The 23,327-nt window shown below is 39.7% G+C and carries 16 protein-coding genes; 10 read left to right on the top strand and 6 right to left on the bottom strand.

The annotated features are described in order from the left end of the window. Positions 1-56: 56 nt before the first annotated feature. The 6 genes from OQ268_RS01800 to OQ268_RS01775 all read left to right on the top strand — a co-directional run bounded on the left by OQ268_RS01800 (position 57) and on the right by OQ268_RS01775 (position 7,957). Positions 57-2,462, top strand: a complete 2,406-nt coding sequence (locus OQ268_RS01800; RefSeq protein WP_265854348.1) for a 3-hydroxyacyl-CoA dehydrogenase/enoyl-CoA hydratase family protein — start codon at positions 57-59, stop codon at positions 2,460-2,462. Positions 2,463-2,818: 356 nt separating this feature from the next. Beyond that, on the top strand, positions 2,819-3,994 hold the full coding sequence (locus OQ268_RS01795; RefSeq protein WP_265854347.1) for an acetyl-CoA C-acyltransferase: 1,176 nt from the start codon (positions 2,819-2,821) through the stop codon (positions 3,992-3,994). 68 nt (positions 3,995-4,062) lie between these two features. Next, complete coding sequence (locus OQ268_RS01790; RefSeq protein WP_265854346.1) at positions 4,063-4,443, top strand: four helix bundle protein; 381 nt, start codon at positions 4,063-4,065, stop codon at positions 4,441-4,443. Positions 4,444-4,551: 108 nt separating this feature from the next. Beyond that, a complete protein-coding gene (locus tag OQ268_RS01785; protein ID WP_265854345.1) occupies positions 4,552-6,345 on the top strand; it encodes an acyl-CoA dehydrogenase family protein in 1,794 nt (597 codons plus the stop codon). 198 nt (positions 6,346-6,543) lie between these two features. Continuing rightward, on the top strand, positions 6,544-7,032 hold the full coding sequence (locus OQ268_RS01780; RefSeq protein WP_265854344.1) for an FKBP-type peptidyl-prolyl cis-trans isomerase: 489 nt from the start codon (positions 6,544-6,546) through the stop codon (positions 7,030-7,032). A gap of 4 nt (positions 7,033-7,036) precedes the next feature. Continuing rightward, positions 7,037-7,957: an FKBP-type peptidyl-prolyl cis-trans isomerase gene (locus tag OQ268_RS01775; protein ID WP_265854343.1), complete on the top strand. Its 921-nt coding sequence runs from the start codon at positions 7,037-7,039 to the stop codon at positions 7,955-7,957. On the opposite strand, the gene OQ268_RS01770 is transcribed toward OQ268_RS01775, so the two are convergent. From OQ268_RS01770 to OQ268_RS01760, 3 genes are all read right to left on the bottom strand, one after another. After that, positions 7,954-9,267 carry a cryptochrome/photolyase family protein gene (locus OQ268_RS01770; RefSeq protein WP_265854342.1) on the bottom strand — a complete coding sequence of 438 codons (1,314 nt, stop codon included), beginning with the start codon at positions 9,265-9,267 and terminating at the stop codon, positions 7,954-7,956. The genes OQ268_RS01775 and OQ268_RS01770 overlap by 4 nt on opposite strands. A 26-nt stretch (positions 9,268-9,293) precedes the next feature. Continuing rightward, entirely contained in the window at positions 9,294-10,196 is a 903-nt protein-coding gene (locus tag OQ268_RS01765; RefSeq protein WP_265854341.1) for a TIGR01777 family oxidoreductase, read from the bottom strand. Between the two features lie 143 nt (positions 10,197-10,339). Beyond that, complete coding sequence (locus OQ268_RS01760) at positions 10,340-11,980, bottom strand: DUF4139 domain-containing protein (RefSeq protein ID WP_265854340.1); 1,641 nt, start codon at positions 11,978-11,980, stop codon at positions 10,340-10,342. Positions 11,981-12,151: 171 nt separating this feature from the next. On the opposite strand from OQ268_RS01760, the gene OQ268_RS01755 reads away from it, so the two are divergent. The 3 genes from OQ268_RS01755 to odhB all read left to right on the top strand — a co-directional run bounded on the left by OQ268_RS01755 (position 12,152) and on the right by odhB (position 17,739). Further along, complete coding sequence (locus OQ268_RS01755; protein ID WP_265854339.1) at positions 12,152-13,426, top strand: DASH family cryptochrome; 1,275 nt, start codon at positions 12,152-12,154, stop codon at positions 13,424-13,426. Between the two features lie 193 nt (positions 13,427-13,619). Beyond that, a complete protein-coding gene (locus tag OQ268_RS01750) occupies positions 13,620-16,418 on the top strand; it encodes a 2-oxoglutarate dehydrogenase E1 component (RefSeq protein ID WP_265854338.1) in 2,799 nt (932 codons plus the stop codon). A gap of 94 nt (positions 16,419-16,512) precedes the next feature. Continuing rightward, positions 16,513-17,739, top strand: coding sequence for a 2-oxoglutarate dehydrogenase complex dihydrolipoyllysine-residue succinyltransferase (odhB, locus tag OQ268_RS01745; RefSeq protein ID WP_265854337.1), 1,227 nt, complete (start codon positions 16,513-16,515; stop codon positions 17,737-17,739). A gap of 544 nt (positions 17,740-18,283) precedes the next feature. Here the strand turns inward: odhB and OQ268_RS01740 are convergent. The 3 genes from OQ268_RS01740 to ileS are packed head-to-tail and all read right to left on the bottom strand — an operon-like array spanning position 18,284 to position 22,701. Beyond that, positions 18,284-18,886, bottom strand: a complete 603-nt coding sequence (locus OQ268_RS01740; protein ID WP_265854336.1) for a lipoprotein signal peptidase — start codon at positions 18,884-18,886, stop codon at positions 18,284-18,286. Beyond that, a complete protein-coding gene (locus OQ268_RS01735; RefSeq protein ID WP_010600357.1) occupies positions 18,886-19,269 on the bottom strand; it encodes a TraR/DksA family transcriptional regulator in 384 nt (127 codons plus the stop codon). The genes OQ268_RS01740 and OQ268_RS01735 overlap by 1 nt, the downstream gene beginning before the upstream one ends. A gap of 30 nt (positions 19,270-19,299) precedes the next feature. Then, positions 19,300-22,701: an isoleucine--tRNA ligase gene (gene ileS, locus OQ268_RS01730; RefSeq protein WP_265854335.1), complete on the bottom strand. Its 3,402-nt coding sequence runs from the start codon at positions 22,699-22,701 to the stop codon at positions 19,300-19,302. Between the two features lie 266 nt (positions 22,702-22,967). Between ileS and OQ268_RS01725 the strand changes: the two genes are divergently transcribed. Continuing rightward, positions 22,968-23,240 carry a hypothetical protein gene (locus OQ268_RS01725; RefSeq protein WP_265854334.1) on the top strand — a complete coding sequence of 91 codons (273 nt, stop codon included), beginning with the start codon at positions 22,968-22,970 and terminating at the stop codon, positions 23,238-23,240. Positions 23,241-23,327 lie beyond the last annotated feature (87 nt).

Raw genomic sequence — 23,327 nt, 5'->3', positions numbered from 1 at the left:
TTTGTTCTCTATCGGAAGAATAGGTGTTGCCACCACAAACATTTAAACAAATACTGATGAAACGAAGCATTAATAAAGTTGCTGTTCTAGGTTCGGGAATTATGGGTTCGCGTATTGCCTGCCACTTTGCCAACATTGGTGTAGAGGTTCTGCTTTTAGATATTGCTCCAAAGGAACTTACTGCCGAAGAGCAAGCGAAAGGTTTAAATCTCGATCAACCGGTTGTTAAAAATAGAATTGTTAACACGGCATTGCAAACGGCAATCAAAACCAATCCATCTCCGGTTTATGGTAAAAAAGTAGTAAATAAAATTAGCACCGGTAACTTCGGTGATGATATGGCAAAAATTGCCAGCTATGATTGGGTGATTGAAGTTGTTGTAGAGAATCTGGATATCAAGAAAAAAGTTTTTGAGCAGGTAGAGCAGTTCCGCAAGCCAGGAACTTTAATCACCTCAAACACCTCTGGTATTCCGATTCATTTAATGGCCGAGGGTAGAAGTGACGATTTTAAAACGCATTTCTGTGGAACGCACTTTTTCAATCCGCCGCGTTATTTAAAGTTGTTGGAAATTATCCCTACGCCACACACTAAGCCAGAGATTGTAGATTTTCTGATGGACTATGGTGATAAATTTTTAGGCAAAACCACGGTTTTGTGTAAAGATACCCCAGCGTTTATTGCCAATAGGGTTGGTGTTTATTCAATCATGGCTTTGCTTCATTTGGTTGATAAATTGGATTTGACCGTTGAGGAAGTTGATAAATTCACAGGCCCGGCACTGGGTAGGCCAAAGTCTGCTACCTTTCGCACCTCGGATGTAGTGGGTTTGGATACAATGATAAAAGTTGCAAAGGGGCTTTACGACAATTGCCCCGATGATAAAGCACACGAATTATTTAAGCTTCCTGCATACGTGCAAAAAATGGAAGAAAATAAATGGTTGGGTGATAAAACCAAACAGGGTTTTTATAAAAAAACCAAAACTGCTGAAGGCAAAACAGAAATCCTGGCGCTTGATTTAAAAACGTTAGAATATAAGCCTCAGCAGAAAGTTAAGTCGACCACTTTGGAAATGACAAAGCCTGTAGAAAACCTTCGTGAACGCATGAAGATTTTCGCTACAGGAAAAGATAAGGCCGGAGAACTTTTCCGCCACTCTTCGTTTGGATTATTTGAATATGTTTCAGATCGGATTCCGGAAATTGCCGACGAGTTATACCGCATTGATGATGCCATGAGGGCTGGCTTTGGATGGGAATTAGGCCCGTTTGAGTTGTGGGATGCGGTTGGTGTAAAAGATGCAATTGCAGGAATGGAGCAATATGGAAATAAAGCTGCGGCTTGGGTGCATGAAATGCTTGATGCCGGAAATACATCTTTTTACAAGGTTGAAGGCGGCGTTAAAAAGTATTACGACATTCCATCTAAAGCTTATAAAGCTTTGCCAGGAACTGATGAATTTATCATCCTGGATAACATCCGCGAAAACAAAACACTTTGGAAAAACGCAGGTGTATCTATTATAGATTTAGGGGATGGCATTTTGAATGTTGAATTCCACACCAAGATGAACACCATTGGTGGCGATGTAATTTCGGGCATAAACAAGGCCATTGATATGGCCGAGAAAGATTACCGTGGATTGGTAATTGGAAATGATGGTGCCAATTTTTCTGCCGGTGCCAATGTTGGGATGATTTTTATGATGGCCGTGGAGCAGGAGTGGGAAGAATTGAATATGGCAATCAGGATGTTTCAAAATACCTCGATGCGCATTCGCTATTCTTCTATTCCGGTAGTAGTAGCACCTCATAATTTAACTTTGGGGGGCGGTTGCGAGTTTAGTTTGCACGCCGACCATGTTCAGCTTTCTGCAGAAACCTATATGGGTTTGGTAGAATTTGGTGTAGGTGTAATACCTGGCGGAGGGGGAACGAAGGAGTTCGCTTTGCGGGCATCCGACGAGTTTAAAGATGATCAGATTGTACAGAATGCATTGAAAGATCGCTTTTTAACGATTGGTATGGCAAAAGTTTCTACTTCGGGATACGAGGCCTATGAGTTAGGCTACCTTCAGAAAGATAAATTCTCTATTTCGATGAATCGCAACCGATTATTAGCTGATGCAAAAGCCAAAGCAATAGAACTTGCGGAGGCCGGTTACACCAAACCGGTGCAACGTAACGATATTAAAGTACTCGGTAAACAAGGCTTGGGAATAGTATATGCAGGTGCAAACAGCATGTATGCGGGGCACTTTATTTCCGAGCATGATAAAAAGATTTCTGAAAAATTAGGTTACGTAATGTGTGGCGGCGATTTATCGGCCCCAACGGAAGTTACAGAACAATATCTATTGGATCTGGAAAGAGAAGCATTTTTATCGCTCGCAGGCGAAAGAAAATCGTTGGAAAGAATTCAATCGATCATTACCAAAGGGAAACCTTTGCGAAATTAACAACCAGTAATTGAAAAATTTGGCAAGGCAACTTGTGATTGCAATGCCAACTAAACTGCATTTCCTAGGCATGGAACGTTTTAAAATAATGATTTTATTGCCATTACATGGGAATAGGAGGTTTTTTGTAGGAAACGCAGACCTTAAACCCGATAGCAGTGAAAATACTTTTTAGAAGCAAATGCGATAATAATGGTGCTGTAATTTGCCTTTTTACCAAGGTTGTGATGGTGCTGCAATAACGTAAAAAAGATTGAAACGAATAGCGGGGCTGGTGTAGCCGATGAAATACTGCTGTTACGTTTTCAAATAATTAATAATAGGAATGGCTAAGGCCAGAAGAAATACTAAATAAAATGGAAGCATATATTATAGCAGGATATCGTACAGCGGTGGGCAAAGCACCACGCGGCGTGTTTCGTTTTACAAGGGCTGATGATTTGGCTGCAGAAGTGGTGAGGGCTTTGGTTGCATCGGTTCCGAATTTAGATAATGAACAAATAGATGATGTGATTGTGGGTAACGCTACTCCGGAGGCAGAGCAGGGTTTGAATATTGCCCGGATGATTTCGTTGATGGGTTTAGATACAGACAAGGTTCCGGGGGTTACGGTAAATCGATATTGTGCTTCGGGTTTAGATACTATAGCGACTGCGGTAGCAAAAATTAAGGCTGGGATGGCTGATTGCATTATTGCCGGTGGGGTGGAAGTGATGAGTGGGATGCCTTTTGGTGGATGGAAGTTGGTTCCTAATGCGGAGGTTGCCAAGAATAACCCGGATTGGTACTGGGGAATGGGTTTAACGGCAGAGGCGGTGGCTAAGGAATATAATGTGAGTCGGGAAGACCAGGATGCGTTTTCGCTTAAATCGCATGAGAAAGCTATCCATGCGATCAAAAATGGTCATTTAAAAGATGGGGTTTTGCCTATTACAATTAATGAAAATTACCTCGACGATAACCTAAAAAAGCAAACACGATCTTATATAGTGGATACCGATGAGGGGCCACGTGCAGATACTACTTTAGAAAAATTGGCAAAATTGAAGCCTGTTTTTGATGCGGTTGGTAGTGTTACGGCTGGAAATTCTTCGCAAACTTCAGACGGTGCAGCTTTTGTTTTGGTGGTATCTGAAAAGAAGATGAAGGAACTAAATGCGGAACCTATTGCCAGGTTAGTGAGCTATGGTGTGGCCGGTGTTCCGCCAAGGATTATGGGTATTGGACCAATTGAAGCGATACCTAAGGCACTAAAGCAGGCAGGTTTAAAACAGGATGAGATTGATTTAATTGAGCTGAACGAGGCCTTCGCTTCGCAATCTTTGGCAACTATTAGAACCTTGGATTTAAACCCTGATCTTATCAATGTAAATGGAGGGGCGATAGCACTCGGCCACCCGCTGGGTTGTACCGGAGCTAAACTTTCTGTGCAAATGATGAATGAACTAAAGAGACAAAATAAAAAATATGGAATGGTTACCATGTGCGTAGGTACAGGGCAAGGTGCAGCAGGGATTTTTGAGCTTTTATAGATTTAAGAAATGCGATGTGAGATTTGAGATCAGGTGTCCGCTAACTACGAGTCAAAAAATAACAATCTATGAACAACTTAAGGGAATTAAAAATATTGAATAAAGCTATTGATTTAGCTGTCGACGTTTATAAAGCGACTTCAACATATCCCGTTGATGAACGTTATGGATTAACTAGTCAATCTAGAAGGGCAGTAGTTTCAATATCTTCAAATATCGCAGAGGGTGCAGGAAGGAACTCACCTAAAGAATTCAATAATTTTTTAGGTATTTCGAACGGATCATCTTATGAATTGGAAACTCAATTAATCATTGCAAATAAGCTCGACTTGTTAAAAAGTGAAATTCTTGAACCTTTACTTCTACAAATTGATGAATTGCAAAAAATGACATATGGTTTCCAGCAAATGCTGAATAACAAAATTAATCTTAAAAAGATATCAGAGTAGTCAACTGTCCCTTATTTCAAATTACCTATCTCAAATCTCAACAATATAGTTTGAGCTTGTATTTGAACCTGTCTCAAATCTCAAATCTCAAACCTCAAATCTTAAACAATGGAAACAACTGACAAGAAAACAATTAAAGGCGGCGAATTTTTAATTAGAGAAACCGCTTACCAGGATGTATTTATTCCTGAAGAGTTTGATGAGGAGCAGCAAATGATTGCGCAAACCTGTCGCGATTTTTTAGCCGCAGAGGTTTATCCAAACTTAGATAAAATTGATAAACAGGAAGACCCCGAATTAATGCCAACGCTTCTTACCAAAGCTGGTGAATTAGGGATTCTTGGTGTTTCTGTGCCTGAAGAATATGGCGGTTTCGGTAAGAATTTTAATACATCAATGCTCGTTGCAGATGTAGTTGGTGCAGGCCATTCTTTTGCTGTGGCGCTATCTGCGCATACGGGAATTGGTACCTTACCCATTTTATATTATGGTAACGAAGAGCAGAAAGCTAAATACATTCCTAAACTTGGTTCAGGTGAATGGAAAGCAGCTTATTGTTTAACCGAGCCTAACTCCGGATCGGATGCCAACTCGGGTAAAACCAAGGCCAAGTTAAGTGAAGATGGTAAGCATTATATCATCAACGGACAAAAGATGTGGATTACCAACGGCGGATTTGCTGATGTTTTTATTGTCTTTGCAAAAATAGACGACGATAAAAATCTTACTGCATTTATAGTAGAAAAAGATTTCGGCGGCATTACCATGAACCCAGAAGAACATAAGATGGGTATTAAAGGCTCTTCTACCCGCCAGGTTTTCTTTAATGACTGCCCTGTGCCAGTAGAGAATATGCTCAGCGAGCGAGAAAATGGTTTCAAAATAGCGGTGAACATTTTAAATATCGGGAGGATAAAACTATCTGCTGCAGCAATTGGCGCATCGAAAGCTACATTAAATACAGCCATTAATTATGCTAATGAACGTGTTCAGTTTGATAGACCAATTTCTAAGTATGGCGCAATCCGTTATAAAATCGCAGAAATGGCGGCAAAAATTTACGCTGTGGATGCAGCAAACTATAGGGCCGGACAGAATATTGACGATACTTACGATGCTTTAGTAGCATATGGTATGGAGTCTGGTAAAGCTCGCTTGAAGTCGGTAGAGCAATTTGCAGTAGAGTGTGCTATTTTAAAAGTTTGGGGATCAGAGGTGTTAGATTATACTGTTGATGAAGGCGTGCAGATTTATGGTGGAATGGGTTTCAGTGCCGATGCGCCAATGGATCGTGCTTACCGCGATGCCCGGATCAATCGGATTTTTGAAGGTACAAATGAAATTAACCGACTGTTAACTGTAGACATGATGCTGAAGCGTGCCATGAAGGGAGAATTGGATCTCATGACACCAGCTACCGCAGTTGCCGCCGAGCTGATGAGTATTCCTGATTTTGGAGAAGAAGATAATACTTTATTTGCGGCAGAGAAGAAAGTTTTAGCCAATTTGAAAAAAGCAACTTTAATGGTTGCAGGAGCTGCGGTACAAAAGCTGATGATGACTTTAAGTAAGGAGCAGGAGATTCTAATGAACATTGCAGACATGGCTAGCTACGTCTACGTTTTAGAATCGGCCTTATTAAGGACAGAAAAACTGGTTGCATTAAATGGTGAAGATGTTGCTTCAACTCAACTAGATTTGTTAAGAATTTATATGGTTGAAGCTGTTGATGGTGTTGCCAAAGCCGGCAAAGAGGCCCTATGGGCTTTTGCTGAAGGTGATGAAATGCGCATGATGTTTGTAGGATTACGCCGTTTTACTAAGGTAGAACCGTTCAATGTTAAAAATGCAAGACAAAGGGTTGCCGTGAAGCTTATCGAAGCGAACAAATATATTTTTTAGGTTAAATTTTGAGGGTTAAAGAGGTTGATGGTTTGAATGTAACGGTTCTAACCTCAGCCTTTTTTTGTTTGCAATTAACCCATTTGTTGCGGCCTGTTATAGGTTCCTTAACTTCTGCCGGCCATTCATCGACTCTTCAAATGTGTTAAAATTGGTTAAAAATTGTGGCAACGGTATTAAAAGCTTATTTTTGCGTTGATGTCAAAATTAAAATACATATTATTATTGGTTTGCATTGCCGGGTGCTTTGCTGCTTGTAAAAAGGATAGTACAGATTTTGAGGAGTACGATCCGGTTCCTCAATATAAGAAAGATACTGCAGCCATTCGTGCTTTTGTTGTTGCAAACAACATTCCAGCTGTAAAAGATCCGTCTGGTGTGTTTTATCAAATCATCACGCCTGGGTCTGGAAGCGTTACTTATACAGGCAATACGAGAATAACATCAGATTACGAAGGGAAATTACTCAATGGTGCCATTTTCGATAGCACCAAAGGAACACCCATTTCTTTTGCGTTAGGGCAAGTAATTGTAGGCTGGCAAATCGGTATCCCCAAGATTCAGAAAGGTGGCAAAATCAGGTTAATTATTCCATCATACTATGGTTATGGAAATGCGGCGCAAGGAGCTGCCTTGCCAGCAAATTCAATTCTAGATTTTACAATTACACTTACAGACGTACAATAATTCAATGAATAGATTTACAAAACTTAGCTTCGCACTGTGTGTAATGGCTACAGTGATTTTTAGTGCTTGTAAAAAGGAATATGATAGTATAGAGCGTATTGATGATGCAACAATCACCTCATTTATCTCCAAAAACAACCTATCTTCTGTCATGATTCAAGATCCGGATAAATCTGGATTTTACTATCAGGTTACCTCGCCAGGTACAGGCAGTACTTTCAAAAATACCGACTCTGTCTTCTACAATCTGACAGTTAAATCGTTAACAAGCGGTGCTACCTATCTTCAGTCTCCTTTGGTAAGTAATCTTTCTAATTTTGTTGGTTATACCAATCGTTTCTATAATTCTTCGCTTGCAACATCGACGAACTCTGGTTCCTACGATATTCCTGCAATAAGAACTGCTACCCTTGCATTGAAACCTGGTGGAACAGCCAGAGTTTTATTGCCGTCTCATTTAGCCTTCGGAAGAAATGGCGCTGGCAATATTCCTTCAAACGAGGTTATCGATTTGGTTATTACAACTTACCCTTATACCAAGCAGTCATTACTGGATGATAATCGCATAACAACATATTTAACATCTAAGAATTTAACTGCGACCAAAGACCCTAGCGGAATTTATTACATTGTAAGTAATGCAGGCACAGGTGGTGTTGTAAATGGTGTCGAGAGTACCGTTGTTGTAAAATACACTGGGCGTACGCTTGATGGAACTGTGTTCGATTCTAATGCAGAAGGTTTCACTACATCTTTGCAAGCTGTTATACAAGCTTGGGGAATAATGATTCCTAAGTTTCAGGTAGGTACAAAGTTTAGAATGTTTATTCCTTCTGCTTATGCTTACGGTACTGGTGGAAATGGCGGAATACCAGCTAACGCCATACTTGATTTCGATATTGAAATTGTAAGCGTTACCAATTAAGATAACGCTTCTTTAAAAACTTTAAGCACTCTTTCTCGTGCAAATGTATGCTCAACTATTGGTTGGGCATATTTTTTTGTGCCAAACTCAGGCACCCATTTTTTGATGTATGCTAACTTTGGATCGAATTTCTTGGTTTGTAGTTCGGGGTTGAACACTCTGAAATAAGGCGCAGCATCGTTGCCAGATCCCGCGGCCCATTGCCAGCCGCCAACATTGCTGGCCATTTCATAATCAAGCAATTTTTCTGCAAAGTAGTTTTCACCCCAACGCCAATCGATAAGTAGATGTTTGGATAAAAAACTAGCCACTACCATGCGTACCCGATTGTGCATCCAGCCAGTTGTATTGAGCTGCCGCATGCCTGCATCTACAATTGGATAGCCCGTATTGCCATCGCACCAGGCTTTGAACTCTTTTTCGTCATTTCGCCATTTAATCTGATCGTATTTCTTTTTAAATGAATCTTTAGCGGCATAAGGGAAGTGCCACAAAATCATCATATAGAATTCTCTCCACGCCAGTTCTGATAGCCAAACATTTGCCTTTGCATCTAAGGCATCTTGGGCTGCTTTCCTGATACTCAAGGTGCCAAAACGCAAATGCATACCAATATGGCTGGTCGCATCTAATGCGGGAAAATCTCTATCGTGGGCGTAATCTGCCAGTTTAGATTTGTAAAGGAGCTTCGGAAATTCGAGCTTGCTTTGTTCGAATCCCATTTCTTTAAGACCTGGTAACGGCAGGTGCTTGGTTTTTAGTAAATTTTTGAAATATTTTTTATTGGGATACGGTTTTAAATAAAAGTCGTTTAGCTTGGCATGCCACTGCTTATAGAATGGCGTAAAAACAGTATATGGTGTATTGTCGGCTTTTAATATCTCTGTTTTTTCAAAAATGACCTGATCTTTGAATGTTTTAAAAGCGACCTTTTCACTGCTCAAAAATTCAGCCATGCTATCATCACGCTCACGGCCGTATGGCTCATAATCGTGATTTGTATATACTGTCTCTATATGATATGATTTTAAAATCTCGGGCCATATTTTTTCAGGCGTTCCATATTTCACCAGAAGATCCGACCTGTGTTTTTGCAGCTCAGATTTTAGTGCTTCTATGGTTTGAAAAATAAAAGTTACCCGGGCATCATTTTCAGGGAGCTTATCTAAAATATTTTTATCGAAAATAAATAGCGGCAAAACTGGTCTTTTGCTTTTTAAGGCGTGATAAAATCCGGCATTATCCTCTAAGCGTAAATCGCGGCGAAACCAAAATACATTGATACCGGTTTTTTCCGTTTCTTTCTTCATAAATTTTTAGGCTTTTTTTGTTTTTATCAACTGTATAAGTTGCTCAAAGCATCGTCTAAATGTGTAAATTTAAACTTGAATCCCACATCTAAAATTTTCTGTGCTGAGGTATTACTGCTCATCAATACTGCCTCTACACGCTCACCCATAGCCATCTCCAAAATTTTTCTGGGTACTTTTATAGGCCAAACCGGTCTATGCAAATGTTTAGCAATTGCTTTAGTTAATCCCAGGTTTGTTACTGGAAATGGGGCACAAGCATTGTAGCTGCCTTCCATTTTGGTATTGGTGATGGCATCAATATACATGGCTACCATATCGTCTAGATGTAACCAGGGCGTCCATTGCTTTCCTGTTCCTATGGGAGCGCCAACAAAAAAACGGATGGGTTTGTCTAACTGAGGCAGTGCACCACCATCATTACTTAAAACAATTCCTGTGCGTAATTTTACAACCCGTAACCCTAATTTTCTTCCATCATCTACAGCATCTTCCCAAAGTTTGCAGCAATCTGCTAAAAAGCCAAAGCCTTTAGCGGTTTCTTCAGTTAAAATTCCATCACCGCCATCGCCATAAAAACCTACTGCAGAAGCAGAAATAAAAGTTGTAACCCGGTGATCAGGGTTAGAACGAATTGCTTGATGTAAGAGCGCCGTAGATTTTACCCTGCTTTCAATTATTTGTTGCTTGCGTTCCTTTGTCCATTTTTTATCTACTACGCCTTCTCCAGCCAGGTGGATGATTGCATCCACACCATTTAATGACTTAACGTCAATCTCGCCTTTGTAAACATCCCAGGTAAAATTGTTTGGTTTGCCATTTCCTTTCCTCGAAAGCGTATTTACTTCATAGCCTTGATCTAATAGTTGCTTTTTAAGTGCAGTGCCCACAAGGCCGCTCGCTCCTGTAATCAATATTTTTTTCGCCATCTTTTTAAAACACTAAAGATACAAAAGGGTTTGTCTAAAGTCTAAAGTCTAAAGTCTAGAGTCTCAATTCTAGAGTCTCAAGTCTAAGTCAGCGTTAATAGCGCACATCTTGATTAATGACTCACCCATCGCAGCATTGATGGTTAAAGCCATGCAATGATTTTGCCTTTCGGTGCCTTAACTGTGTAACTCAATTTGATGGATTTAGTTTCATTGGGTGCAATTTTCAACTGCCAGGTTAACATTCCTGTTTCTTTGTTTGCCATGGCGCCGCTATTTTCAAGAAGTTCGATTTCTATATCACTTTCTGTTGACAGCGGATATTGGTCTTTAAGAACAAGTTCAATAGGTTCGCTTTTAGTGTTTCTTACTTTAATCAGATAAGTGAATAGCTGTTTTTTGTTTGAACCAATAAATTTTGTGCTGCTAAACTCTTCTTGCTTTTCTTTTGTGATGATTATTTTTTTATCTCTTCCCATGCTTAAGCTTAATGTATCCAAAATGCTGGCAGGATTGATAAATGACTTGCCGGTATAGGTACCTTCAAAAATAATATTGGCATCGCCAGCCTGAAGATTTAATTTTTCCCAATCAATTACGTCCGCCAATAGATAAGCATCATTACTTAGTTTCGGGGCCGCATAATACTTGTAAATAGCGGGTATAGCAAACTCTTTAAAGGCAATCGTATGGGGTTTGTTGTCGCTATTTATGTCGTATGGAATTTCGATATCAAAAGTTACACCAAGCTGGCTCTCATTTACTTTAGTGTATTCATCAATGGTAGATACTGAATTTGCTAAAGGTTTTTGTTTTTGCGTGGCATTGGCAACAACAACTTCATCCAAGTATCCTTTATCTTCTTCTGCTAATGATCCCACCCCCCGAAGCACTAGTCCTGCAACCCTTCCTTGTAAACTTGTTTGTAAGGTCTTGTAGGTAGATACGAACCAGGGATTTAGTTGTGGTGCCGTAATGTTATAATTCGGGCTACCGGTAGAGAGAGAAAGTTTGATTTTTTTCCAATCTAAACCGGTGCTTTGGGTAATGGCGGCCTTATAAACCATCTCTAAGGGTTTAGTTGTACTACTCGATTTGATGTCGTAGCTGGCTACCCAACTCGCAACGGGTGTAACATACGATATATTATAGTTAGCTACAGTTGTTTCTTTCGCCATAAGCTGTAAAACCAGTTGCCCCAGTTGCTGGTTTGGGTTATTGCGTAATTCCGTAATTTGGTGCCTCAAGGCATTAAGTTTTTGGCTTTGCCTTTCTTCCATATTCATTAGTACTGTTATGGCATTTCTTACCTCAGCATTCTTAGCTCTGTAATAGTCGGCAAGCTTAATTAGCTCGCTAACATTCGTGCCCGTATTCGTGCCACCCGATTTTCTGTTTTCGTCGAGCAAAACCAGCGTTTGTTCTTCAACCGATTTCGCATTGCGGGTTTTGATTAAATCGCTACTTACCAGCTTTACGCTATCATTCAGTTGCTTTATTTCAGGGTTTGTGGTGTCGCCATTCAAAAAATCCCTGTTAAACTGTACGGATAGAATTGTTACCCCACCAGAAACCCCAACCTGGATAGAGCTCTCATTTACTTTTCCCGAGATGTTGTTGATTACGACTTCGGAGGTACCCGTCGGCAGGCTAACTCTGCCAGTGTGGGTAAGTTGTGCACCATTATTATACACAGTTACATTTGAGAGGATGGCCTTCGTTTTAAGTTGGCTTTGCGCAAAAACATGGACTGGGAAGAGGAGTATGAGTAATATTTGCTTCATTTTTTTATTCTTTAATGTTAAAATCAATATTTCAACAATAGATGATTGGTACGCTGATATTCCATAAGTGTTTTATTGTTGGCGGTTTGTAAAGAATTTTACAGGCTGTTGGTGTAGCGAAAAATTACGATAAATTTGTAATTACGTTCTTAAAACCCTTGTTTCGAAAAGATGTCCAAAAAAATTTTAGTCTGGTTTAGAAATGATTTACGACTGCATGATAATGAAATGCTCGTGGAAGCTATTGCTAAATCTGATGCAATTTTACCGGTTTACATCTTAGATACACGCCAGTTCGCAGAAACCAGATTTGGAACTTTGAAAACAGGCAATATCAGGGCGCAGTTTCTTCTGGAAAGTGTTACAGGTTTAAGGCAATCGCTTAAGCAAATTGGTGGAAATCTACTTATTGCAATAGGAAACCCAGAAGACCTTATTCCTCAATATGTGCAGGAATATGATATTACGGAGGTGTACCATCACCGCGAAGTAGCGAAAGAAGAAACGCATATTTCATCTTTAGTAGAAAATGCCTTGTGGAAACTTAGGGTAAACTTGAAGCACTTCATCGGCCATACGCTATATAATAAAGAGGATTTGCCTTTTCCAATAAAGGATATTCCAGATGCTTTTAACCAGTTTAAGAAAAAGATTGAACGCGATTCGATCATAAAACCTTGTTTCCTAGCTCCCGATAGGGTAAATGTTGCAGAAGTAATAGATTGGGGAAACATTCCTGCGCTGGCAGATTTAGGTTTGCAAATTCAACAGAAAGACCAGCGAAGTGATTTCGAATACCAAGGGGGCGAAGCAGAAGGCTTATTGCATTTACATCTTGTGATTTTGGCCATGCAGCAGGCAGCTACTGCCAAGAATTTGGTGTTAGCATCAAAACTGTCTGCGTGGTTGGCTATGGGATGCCTATCTCCACGGAAGGTGTATTGGGAAATAAAGAAAATGGAAGGAGTGCCTAATGCTAAGGCGATGTTTAATCACGTGTTGCTAGGTTTGCTTTGGAGAGATTATTTTCGATTTATGTTCAAAAAGTATGGCGACACGTTCTTCAATCCAGATGGGTTTGGAAGCCAGGGCTTGGTAGATGTAGACAATGAGCAGGAAAATCTAAGCAAATGGAAAAACGGTCAAACTGGCTTTGCGGTTGTGGATGCTGTGATGACCGAACTTAACCAAACAGGTTACATTTCTAATATTGCTCGCCAAACTGCTGCGCTATACCTGATTAATAATCTCGAGGTTAGCTGGGTACTTGGCGCTGCCTACTTTGAAGAGAAGCTAATCGATTATAACCCAGCAAGTAACTGGGGTAACTGGGCAAACGTAGCTGGTGTAGGAAATGATCAAAAAACAAAAAGTGTTTTCGATCTCGATAAGAATATTAAAAATCTCGATCCGAAAGGAAATTATGCCACTACTTGGGCATCATAATTGTACTGGAAAACGCTATATACACGTAGTTCCTGTTGATTTTTTATATATCCGCCAAGAAGCAACCCATATCAAACTATTTTTTAGGTGCTGCTTAAATTTGAAAATCAATAAATCTTATTTTAATACTGATTTTTACCATTTATATAAGGTAAAATTCTAATTTTGTAATGCTTATAGTAAACAGTTAATAATGGGTAGTTTATCTTATCTTAATGGCGCAAACGCCGAATATATAGATTCTTTATATCAGTCGTATCAGCAAGATCCTGAATCAGTTGAGTTTGGTTGGCAAAAGTTTTTTGAGGGTTTTGATTTTGGAAGAGGGTCTGAGACCAGTGCCGTAACAACGGAAACACCAGAACATTTTTTAAAAGAAGTTAATGTTTTAAACTTGATTGATGGCTATCGTAGTCGTGGTCACTTGTTTACACATACCAATCCGGTACGCGAAAGGCGTAAACATTTGCCTACCCTAGATTTAGCTAATTTTGGTTTGTCTGATGCAGATTTGGATACGGTTTTCAATTCTGGTGTAGAGATCGGTATCGGTGCAGCAAAATTGAAAGATATTATTGCTGTGCTATCTCAAACCTATGCAAGTTCAATTGGTGCAGAGTTTAAATTTTTACGTACACCAGAAGTTTTAAACTGGATTCAGGGGAAAATGGAAAGCGTACGCAATACGCCAAGTTTTTCAATAGAGGAGAAAAAACGTATCCTTAAAAAACTGAACGAAGCAGTGAGTTTCGAAAACTTTTTGGGTACAAAGTTTTTAGGTCAGAAACGATTTTCATTAGAAGGCGCTGAGGCATTAATACCAGCCTTGGATTCTGTTATTGAAAAAGGAGCAGCTTTAGGTATTGAAGAGTTTGTAATTGGTATGGCCCACCGCGGAAGATTAAACGTGTTGGCTAATATCATGCAAAAAACTTACAAAGATATTTTTGCAGAGTTCGAGGGTAAAAGTTATAACCCGGAAACGCCTTTTGGCGGTGATGTGAAATACCACTTAGGTTACTCTACAGATGTAACCACAAATGGTGGCAAAAGTGTACACTTAAGCTTGTGCCCAAACCCATCTCACTTAGAAACTGTTGATGGAGTGGTTGAGGGAATGAGTCGTTCTAAGATCGACTTTAAATATGGTGGAGATAATAGCCGATTAGCGCCAATTTTAATTCACGGAGATGCTTCTGTTGCTGGCCAGGGAATTGTATACGAAGTAATTCAGATGGCCGGTTTGGAAGGTTATAAAACAGGTGGAACGATCCACTTAGTTATTAATAACCAAATTGGCTTTACAACCAATTACAAAGATGCACGTACCAGTACCTATTGTACAGATATTGCTAAAGTTACCCTGTCGCCGGTATTTCACGTAAATGGTGATGACCCAGAGGCGCTAGTTTATGCCATTAATTTGGCAATGGAGTACCGCCAGAGGTATAAAAATGATGTATTCATCGATATTCTTTGTTACCGTCGCTTTGGCCACAACGAGTCTGATGAGCCTAAATTTACCCAGCCTTTATTATACAAAACAATTGAAAAGCACCCTAATCCAAGGGAAATCTATATTGAGCAATTAACCAAAGAGGGTAAATTGGAGGCTGGTTTGGCAAAAGAAATGGAAAAAGATTTCCGTGGACTTTTACAAGAGCGCTTAAATGAGGCTAAGGAGTATGTTGCAGGCAACAGTGAAGTTAAATTTGGTGGTGCCTGGGCAGATCTGCGTATGGCAACTCCGAAGGATTTCGAGACCTCTCCGGTAACTGCTGTTAAAAAAGCAACTCTACTTGAAATTGGTAAACGCATTACCACATTGCCAGAGAACAAGAAGTTTTTCAAAAAGATAGAAAAACTGTTTGCCGAGCGCAGCAAAATGGTTAACGAGTCGCATGTTTTCGACTGGGCCATGGGCGAACAATTGGCTTATGGAACATTATTATCAGAAGGCAAACGCGTTCGTTTAAGCGGACAAGATGTAGAGCGTGGAACATTTTCACATCGCCATGCCGTGTTAACTTTGGAAGATGCTGAAGAAGAATATGTGCCTTTGGCGAATATTTCAGATCAGCAAGCAACATTTGATATCTACAATTCACATTTATCTGAATATGGTGTACTTGGGTTTGAGTATGGTTACGCAATGGCTAATCCAAATGCGTTAACCATTTGGGAAGCCCAGTTTGGCGATTTCTTTAACGGTGCGCAAATTGTGGTAGACCAATACATTGCCAGTGCAGAAACAAAGTGGCAACGCGAAAATGGTTTAGTGATGTTATTACCGCACGGATATGAAGGACAAGGCCCAGAACACTCATCTGCACGGATAGAGCGTTTTATGGAGCTTTGTGCAGATTACAATATGCAGGTGGTTAACTGTTCTACACCAGCAAATTTCTTCCATGTGTTGCGTCGCCAGTTTAAACGCGATTTCCGCAAGCCTTTAGTAGTATTTTCGCCAAAAAGCCTGCTTCGCCACCCGGCATGTGTATCTAAGTTAGATGAATTTACGCAAGGTGGTTTCAAAGAGGTAATTGATGATGCAAATGCTGATGTAAATAGTATCACCAGAATAATTTTCTGCAGTGGAAAAATTTACTACGAACTGTTCGAAAAACAGCAGGCAGACGAGGTTAAACATGTTGCAATTGTGCGTGTAGAACAACTTTATCCAACGCCTGTTGATCAGATGGTTGCCATCAAAAATAAATATAAAAATGCTAATGAAATTTTCTGGGTACAAGAAGAGCCAGAAAACATGGGTGCCTGGCCATATTTGTTCCGCAAATTATACAAAACTGAGCTTAAAGGTATTGATGTAATTTCCAGAAGAGAAAGCAGCAGTACCGCTACTGGTTTTGCAAAACAACACGCAAACCAACAGGCTTACATTTTGGCAAAGGCTTTAGAAGTTCCTGTTAAAGAAGAGGAAGTAAAGGAAGCCACAAAAAAAGCTACAAAGAAAATGGCTGAGGCCGATTAAGTTAGTGCATGGAAAATGTAAGCTTTAGGGGTTTCCTTATCGCTTAGCCAGTAAATCAAGACATAAACATCAAAGAATATACAATTTTAAAAATATGAGTTTAGAGATAAAAGTTCCACCAGTTGGGGAGTCGATTACCGAAGTTGTTTTATCGCGTTGGATAAAGAACGACGGCGATGTTGTTGAAATGGATGAAGTGATAGCTGAGTTAGAATCAGATAAAGCTACATTTGAATTAACTGCAGAACAGGCTGGGACTTTAAAAACCATAGCTGCTGAAGGCGACACTTTAGCCATTGGCGCAGTAGTTTGTAAAATTGAAGAAGGTGGTGCCGCACCTGCGAAAGCAGATGCGCCTCAAGCAGAAGAGAATGCTCCTGCTGCGGCCGATAAGGTACAGGCTCCGGTTGCAGAAAAATCTGGCGAGAGCTATGCCACTGGTACACCATCCCCGGCAGCTGGAAAGATTCTTGCCGAGAAAGGTATTGATGCTACAGGCGTTAAAGGTACAGGAGTAGACGGACGGATTACAAAAGACGATGCAGTAAAAGCTGAAGCTGGTAAAAAGCCTGAAGCACCAAAAGCAGAAAGCCCGGTAGCTAGCCCTGTTGCAGCAGATGCACGTAGCGAGCGTCGTGAAAAGATGTCTCCGTTGCGTAAAACAGTTGCAAAGCGTTTAGTTTCAGTGAAAAACGAAACTGCAATGCTAACTACTTTCAACGAAGTAAACATGAAGCCAATCATGGATTTACGTGGAAAGTATAAAGATTCTTTTAAAGAAAAATATGGCGTTGGTTTAGGCTTTATGAGTTTCTTTACCAAAGCTGTTACGGAAGCACTGAAAGACTTTCCTGCAGTTAATGCCCGTATTGATGGTGAAGAAATTGTTTACAATAACTTTGCCGATGTTTCCATTGCAGTTTCTGCACCGAAAGGTTTGGTAGTTCCGGTTATTCGTAATGCAGAGCGTATGAGCCTGGCAGAAATTGAAAAATCTGTTTTAGCTTTAGCTTTAAAGGCAAGAGATGGTAAATTAACGATTGAAGAAATGACAGGTGGAACATTTACCATTACTAATGGTGGTGTATTTGGTTCTATGATGTCAACTCCAATTATAAATGCCCCACAATCGGCCATTTTGGGTATGCATAACATTGTAGAGCGTCCAATTGCTGAGAAAGGGGAGGTGGTTATTCGCCCGATGATGTATGTTGCCTTATCTTATGACCATAGAATTATCGATGGGCGTGAATCAGTTGGTTTCTTAGTCCGCGTAAAACAATTGTTAGAAGATCCGGCCAGGTTACTATTAGGCGTCTAAGATCGATAGGAATAAATCAAAGCCCCAACATCACGTTGGGGTTTTTTTGTTTAGCACTAACTTACCATCGCTGGGTATAAAACATTCTTAATATGAAAGCATGAATATTGTTTTCAGTTAAAACTTCATAAGCTTTCCGCTGCTTTTCACTACCGATTTTTAAGTATGCTGTAGTTAGAACATTTCACTTTGCGGCCATACAATTTTGGTTTATTGCAGTAATCAAAGTTACTAAACCCGATAGTATGAATGCCAATGCGGGTTAATACTTTCTTATCATTTTAATTGAAAGATGAATAAAGCACAGGCCTCATTGGCAGTAAGGATAGCGGGAAGAAACTTTAATTTTAGTAGCGGGCTTGCTTTACAACAACTTAATAAATAAAATGGTTATGATAGGGTACAGTGGAACTTTAATATGCAAGGAATTGATTTTTGCCTTTGTAACGATGCTTCGCCGCCCACCAATGACTTAATAAAAAAATCCCATTTCGATTAGGAAATGGGATTTATAAGTGTCAAGCTGAATCACTTCAATTCTCTATTAATCTTCTACAATCTCGCTATTGATACTAACATCATCCTTAACATCTTCTTTAAAGTAGTTTTTCTGGAAGATGAGGATAAGGATTACGCCAACAGAGATGGCGGCATCGGCAAGGTTAAACACTGGTCTGAAAAATAAAAATTCATCTCCTCCCCATATCGGGATCCAACTCGGAAAGTGTCCCTGAGCAATTGGAAAGTAAAGCATGTCTACTACCCTGCCATGGAACCAATTTTCGTAACCATATATTTTACCATAAAATACCGAATCGATGATGTTTCCAAGTGCTCCGGCAAAAATTAGCGCAACGTTCAAAATTAGTCCGCGGTGATATTTATGTTTAATTAAATAGTGCAAACCATAACCTATTCCAGCAACGGCTACTATTCTGAATAATGATAAAGCCAACTTTCCAAACTCTCCGCCAAACTCCATCCCGAAGGCCATGCCATTATTTTCGGTAAAATGGATGATAAACCATTTGCCGATAATGTTGAACTCCTGGCCAAGATACATGTGGGTTTTAATCCACGTTTTTAATACCTGATCAGCAAGTAAAACTAAAAAGATAACAATCAAAGGTTTTGTATAGCCTTTCATTAACTCTGTTTTAATTTAGCTTCCATACTTAAAGTAGCATGCGGTACTGCTCTTAAACGCTCCTTTTGGATCAGTTTGCCTGTTTCGCGGCAGATGCCGTAAGTTTTGTTTTCGATACGCACTAAAGCATTTTCTAAATTATCAATGAATTTCTTCTGGCGGGCAGCAAGCTGATTAATTTGTTCTTTCTCCATGGTTGCAGAACCATCTTCTAAAGTTTTGTAAGCACCAGATGTATCTTCTGTACCATTGGCATTAGGGTTACTTAATGATGATGTTAAAGCATTAAGTTCTTCTTTCGCCATGCGTAATTTATCTTGAATTAACTCTTTAAATTCCTGAAGTTCACTGTCTGAGTAGCGTGTTTTGTTACTGTTTTCCATGTTTTTAATTTAGTTTTCTAATATATGGATTTATATTTTAGTTACTGAAATGCTTAATTCAACATCATCGATGCTAATTTTGTTTGCATTTAATACCGTATCGTTTAATTCCAGTTCATCGGCCAAAATTTCCGCACAAATGTATGCCTTGTTTTTGTTAACTGCGGTAGCAACAAGGTTATCATTTTGTAAAGCGACTTTAATCCGGTCTGTTACCTCGAAGTTGAGCTCTTTCCTTAAATTCTGAATTCTGTTTACCAATTCTCTTGAGATACCTTCCTGTTTCAGATCTTCAGAGATGGTTACATCTAAGGCAACTGTTAAACTTCCTAAATTGGTTACCTGCCAACCCGGAATATCTTCTGCGAAAACCTCTACATCATCATTTAAATCTATGGCGTGCTGCAGGTTATCTGTTCCAAACACATTTACATAGCCATCGGTTTCTAAACGGTAAATATCGTCTTGGGTCATGTTTTCCAAAGCCTGCTTAACAATACTCATATCTTTGCCCACTTTTTTCCCTAAAGATTTAAAGTTTGGCTTTAGTTTTTTCTTGACTATGCCATGCGTATCAGTAATGAATTCGATATGCTTCACGTTCGTTTCAGAAAGAATATAATCGGCTACTTTGCTTATTTTCTGCTCAAAATCACCATTCAAAGATGGAATTAAAATCTTTTGGAGGGGCTGGCGAACATTAATACTCGACTTTTTGCGTAATGATAAAACCATAGAGGAGATATCTTGGGCATACACCATACGCTCATTCAAGTCTGTATCAATTAAGCTCCTATCCGCATCCGTCCATAATGTGAGGTGCACAGATTGTGCTGCATTTTTATCAGTAACAGTTAAATTTTTATATAACCAATCGGCAAAGAAAGGTGCAACAGGACTCATCAGTTGTGCTAATGTTTCCAGGCACGTATACAATGTTTCATATGCCGCACGCTTATCTTCGGTCATTTCACCTTTCCAGAAGCGTCGGCGACTTAACCTGATATACCAGTTGCTTAAATGTTCATCAACAAATGTTTGAACTGCCCGCGTTGCTTTTGTTGGCTCGTAGGTATTGTATGCCTCATCAACTTCGCTAATTAAGTTTTGCAATAAAGATAAAATCCAGCGATCAAGCTCCGTTCTGTCGGCAACTTTGCTTAAGTTGTTTTTGTCTATTTCAAATTTATCGATGTTGGCATACAACGCAAAAAATGCGTAGGTGTTGTAAAGAGTGCCGAAGAACTTACGGCGCACCTCGTCTAAGCCTTCGAGGCTAAATTTAAGGTTATCCCATGGCGATGCATTGCTAATCATATACCAACGGGTAGCATCAGCACTGTAGGTTTCGATGGTGCTAAATGGATCTACTGCATTGCCTAAACGTTTAGACATTTTGTTGCCATTCTTATCTAACACCAAGCCATTAGAAACTACATTTTTAAAAGCTACGCCCTGATTTCCGGTTTTAGCATTTACTTCTTTTATTTCATTGCTAGCCTCGCTAAGCATAACAGCAATAGCATGCAGCGTAAAAAACCAGCCACGTGTTTGGTCTACACCTTCTGCAATAAAATCTGCCGGGTAGGCATTTGCAAACTCGTCTTTATTTTCGAAGGGGAAGTGCCACTGTGCATATGGCATTGCACCACTATCAAACCAAACATCAATAAGGTCGGTTTCCCGGGTCATTTTCTCCCCATTTGAAGATGTTAAAATCACATCATCTACATAAGGACGGTGCATATCCTTCAACTCAAAACCCGACGGCATAAAGCCTGCGGCAACAGATTTGGCAATTTCGGCATTCAATTCTGCAATAGAGCCGATACATTTTTCCTCTACTCCATCTGCAGTTCTCCAGATTGGCAAGGGCGTTCCCCAATAGCGAGAACGAGAAAGATTCCAGTCAACCAGGTTCTCTAACCAGTTACCAAACCTTCCCGTACCTGTCGATTCTGGTTTCCAGTTAATGGTTTTATTCAACTGGGCCATTTTGTCCTTTACAGCTGTAGTTTTAATAAACCAGCTATCTAAAGGATAATATAACACAGGTTTATCAGTCCTCCAGCAGTGTGGGTAAGTATGCACATATTTTTCCACCTTGAAAGCCTTGTTTTCTTCTTTCAATTGGATGGCAAGTTCTACATCTACCGATTTTTCTGGCGCTTCACCGTCTTTATAATATTCGTTTTTAACGTATTTACCGCCATATTTTGCGCCTAAAGCCGCTACAAATTTGCCTTGTAAATCTACCAGTGGAACAGGGTTTCCCTTATCGTCTAAAATTAACATTGGTGGCACTTCTGGCGTAGCCAATTTAGCCACCCTGGCATCATCAGCACCGAAAGTAGGAGAGGTGTGTACAATACCGGTACCATCTTCTGTGGTTACGAAATCGCCGGCAATAACCCTAAAAGCATCTGCTGCGTTTTGGTAAGGAAGCGCCAACGGTAATAATTGCTCGTATTTGGTATCAACAACATCAGCCCCAGTAAAAGCGGCTAAAATGCGGTAAGGAATTTTTTTGTCTTCGGCTTTAAAATTTGCAAAGTCCTCATCCGCCTCTGTAGCAAAATACTTGCCGCCAAACTGTTTGCCAACTAATGCTTTCGCTAAAATTACCTGTATCGGTTCAAACGTATATTGGTTAAAAGATTTAACTAAAACATAGTCTATTTTCGAACCAACAGTTAAAGCAGTATTGCTGGGTAAAGTCCATGGTGTGGTTGTCCAGGCTAAAAAGTGTACCGTTCCAAATGCCTGCAACTGTACAGGTAAAGTTGCTGTAATGGCTTTGAACTGTGCAACAATGGTTGTATCACTTACATCTTTATATGTGCCGGGCTGGTTTAGCTCGTGCGAGCTTAATCCTGTACCTGCAGCAGGTGAATAGGGCTGCACGGTATAGCCTTTATATAAAAATCCCTTATCGTAGAGTTGTTTTAAAATCCACCAGAGTGTTTCTATGTATTCGTTTTCGTAGGTAATGTAAGGCTTTTCTAAATCTACCCAATATCCCATTTTTTCGGTTAGATCGTTCCAGACATCGGTATAGCGCATTACTTCAGTTCGGCAAGCTTCATTGTATTCATCAACACTAATCTTTTTGCCAATGTCTTCTTTGGTAATGCCGAGTTTTTTTTCAACGGCAAGTTCTATTGGTAAACCATGAGTGTCCCAGCCACCTTTACGTTTTACCTGGTATCCTTTTAGAGTTTTATATCGGCAGAAAATATCTTTAATAGCACGAGCCATTACGTGGTGAATACCAGGCATGCCATTGGCAGACGGTGGCCCTTCGTAAAAAGTAAATGGATTGGATTTCGGACGAGAAGAAATGCTCTTTTCAAAGATGTTTTCTTTTTTCCAGAACTCCAGTATTTCCTGCCCTATTTTGGCAAGCTCTAATTGTTTAAATTCGCTATACATCAATTAAGTACCTCAAAAAATTAAGGTTGCAAAGTTAAGTTTTTTCGCTCAAATTTGGTAGTTTTGATGTAAATACTTTAAGGTGAAATTATTTAATATCGGGCTAATGTTTATGGTTTTGGCCATCATTGCGCTGCCTATCTTAGCCCTCACTGGCCCCTCCAATCGCGATTTTGTATTGTATGCTTTTTATTTCTGTGGCCTACTCGAACTTATTGGACTCACATTTGTTCTAGTTCATATCATCAAACTAAAAAAAACTCATCATGATCAAGCTTCTTAAACTACAAAAAGCCGTTCTGTTGCTTATTCTGGGCGTGTTATCTTATGTTTCTTACCTTATTTTAGATGCATATGAAGCAAGTTGGTCTAGGTATATGCAAATTTTAGCAGGAATATTCGTAATGGTTGGCGCCCTTTGGATGTTATATCCTATAGTTTTTGCAGCTAAAGATGGCGATGGAAACGCAGAAATTATTACCGATCCAACGGTAGAAGTTCCTGTAGACGAGCCAGAAGAAAAGCCAATAACAGAGTAACTTTTTATTTCTTCATCCTCGATCAATTTCGTCAAAGTGCAAGAGGTAGTTTAAACATTGTTTAAATAATAGGAAAGCAAAGCCTTA

Source organism: Pedobacter sandarakinus (assembly GCF_026240095.1).
Classification (GTDB): domain Bacteria; phylum Bacteroidota; class Bacteroidia; order Sphingobacteriales; family Sphingobacteriaceae; genus Pedobacter; species Pedobacter sandarakinus.
The sequence above is the reverse complement of the archived record's forward strand: the minus strand, read 5'-3'. Positions and strand labels throughout refer to the sequence as shown.

Excerpts from the sequence above, each read along its gene's own strand:
- OQ268_RS01740 (WP_265854336.1), bottom strand. The coding sequence starts at position 18,886 with ATGAAAGGCTATACAAAACCTTTGATTGTTATCTTTTTAGTTTTACTT.
- OQ268_RS01785 (WP_265854345.1), top strand. The coding sequence starts at position 4,552 with ATGGAAACAACTGACAAGAAAACAATTAAAGGCGGCGAATTTTTAATT.
- OQ268_RS01750 (WP_265854338.1), top strand. The coding sequence starts at position 13,620 with ATGGGTAGTTTATCTTATCTTAATGGCGCAAACGCCGAATATATAGAT.
- OQ268_RS01795 (WP_265854347.1), top strand. The coding sequence starts at position 2,819 with ATGGAAGCATATATTATAGCAGGATATCGTACAGCGGTGGGCAAAGCA.
- OQ268_RS01770 (WP_265854342.1), bottom strand. The coding sequence starts at position 9,267 with ATGAAGAAAGAAACGGAAAAAACCGGTATCAATGTATTTTGGTTTCGC.
- OQ268_RS01780 (WP_265854344.1), top strand. The coding sequence starts at position 6,544 with ATGTCAAAATTAAAATACATATTATTATTGGTTTGCATTGCCGGGTGC.
- OQ268_RS01725 (WP_265854334.1), top strand. The coding sequence starts at position 22,968 with ATGATCAAGCTTCTTAAACTACAAAAAGCCGTTCTGTTGCTTATTCTG.
- OQ268_RS01765 (WP_265854341.1), bottom strand. The coding sequence starts at position 10,196 with ATGGCGAAAAAAATATTGATTACAGGAGCGAGCGGCCTTGTGGGCACT.
- OQ268_RS01800 (WP_265854348.1), top strand. The coding sequence starts at position 57 with ATGAAACGAAGCATTAATAAAGTTGCTGTTCTAGGTTCGGGAATTATG.
- OQ268_RS01790 (WP_265854346.1), top strand. The coding sequence starts at position 4,063 with ATGAACAACTTAAGGGAATTAAAAATATTGAATAAAGCTATTGATTTA.
- OQ268_RS01735 (WP_010600357.1), bottom strand. The coding sequence starts at position 19,269 with ATGGAAAACAGTAACAAAACACGCTACTCAGACAGTGAACTTCAGGAA.
- ileS (WP_265854335.1), bottom strand. The coding sequence starts at position 22,701 with ATGTATAGCGAATTTAAACAATTAGAGCTTGCCAAAATAGGGCAGGAA.
- OQ268_RS01760 (WP_265854340.1), bottom strand. The coding sequence starts at position 11,980 with ATGAAGCAAATATTACTCATACTCCTCTTCCCAGTCCATGTTTTTGCG.
- OQ268_RS01755 (WP_265854339.1), top strand. The coding sequence starts at position 12,152 with ATGTCCAAAAAAATTTTAGTCTGGTTTAGAAATGATTTACGACTGCAT.
- OQ268_RS01775 (WP_265854343.1), top strand. The coding sequence starts at position 7,037 with ATGAATAGATTTACAAAACTTAGCTTCGCACTGTGTGTAATGGCTACA.
- odhB (WP_265854337.1), top strand. The coding sequence starts at position 16,513 with ATGAGTTTAGAGATAAAAGTTCCACCAGTTGGGGAGTCGATTACCGAA.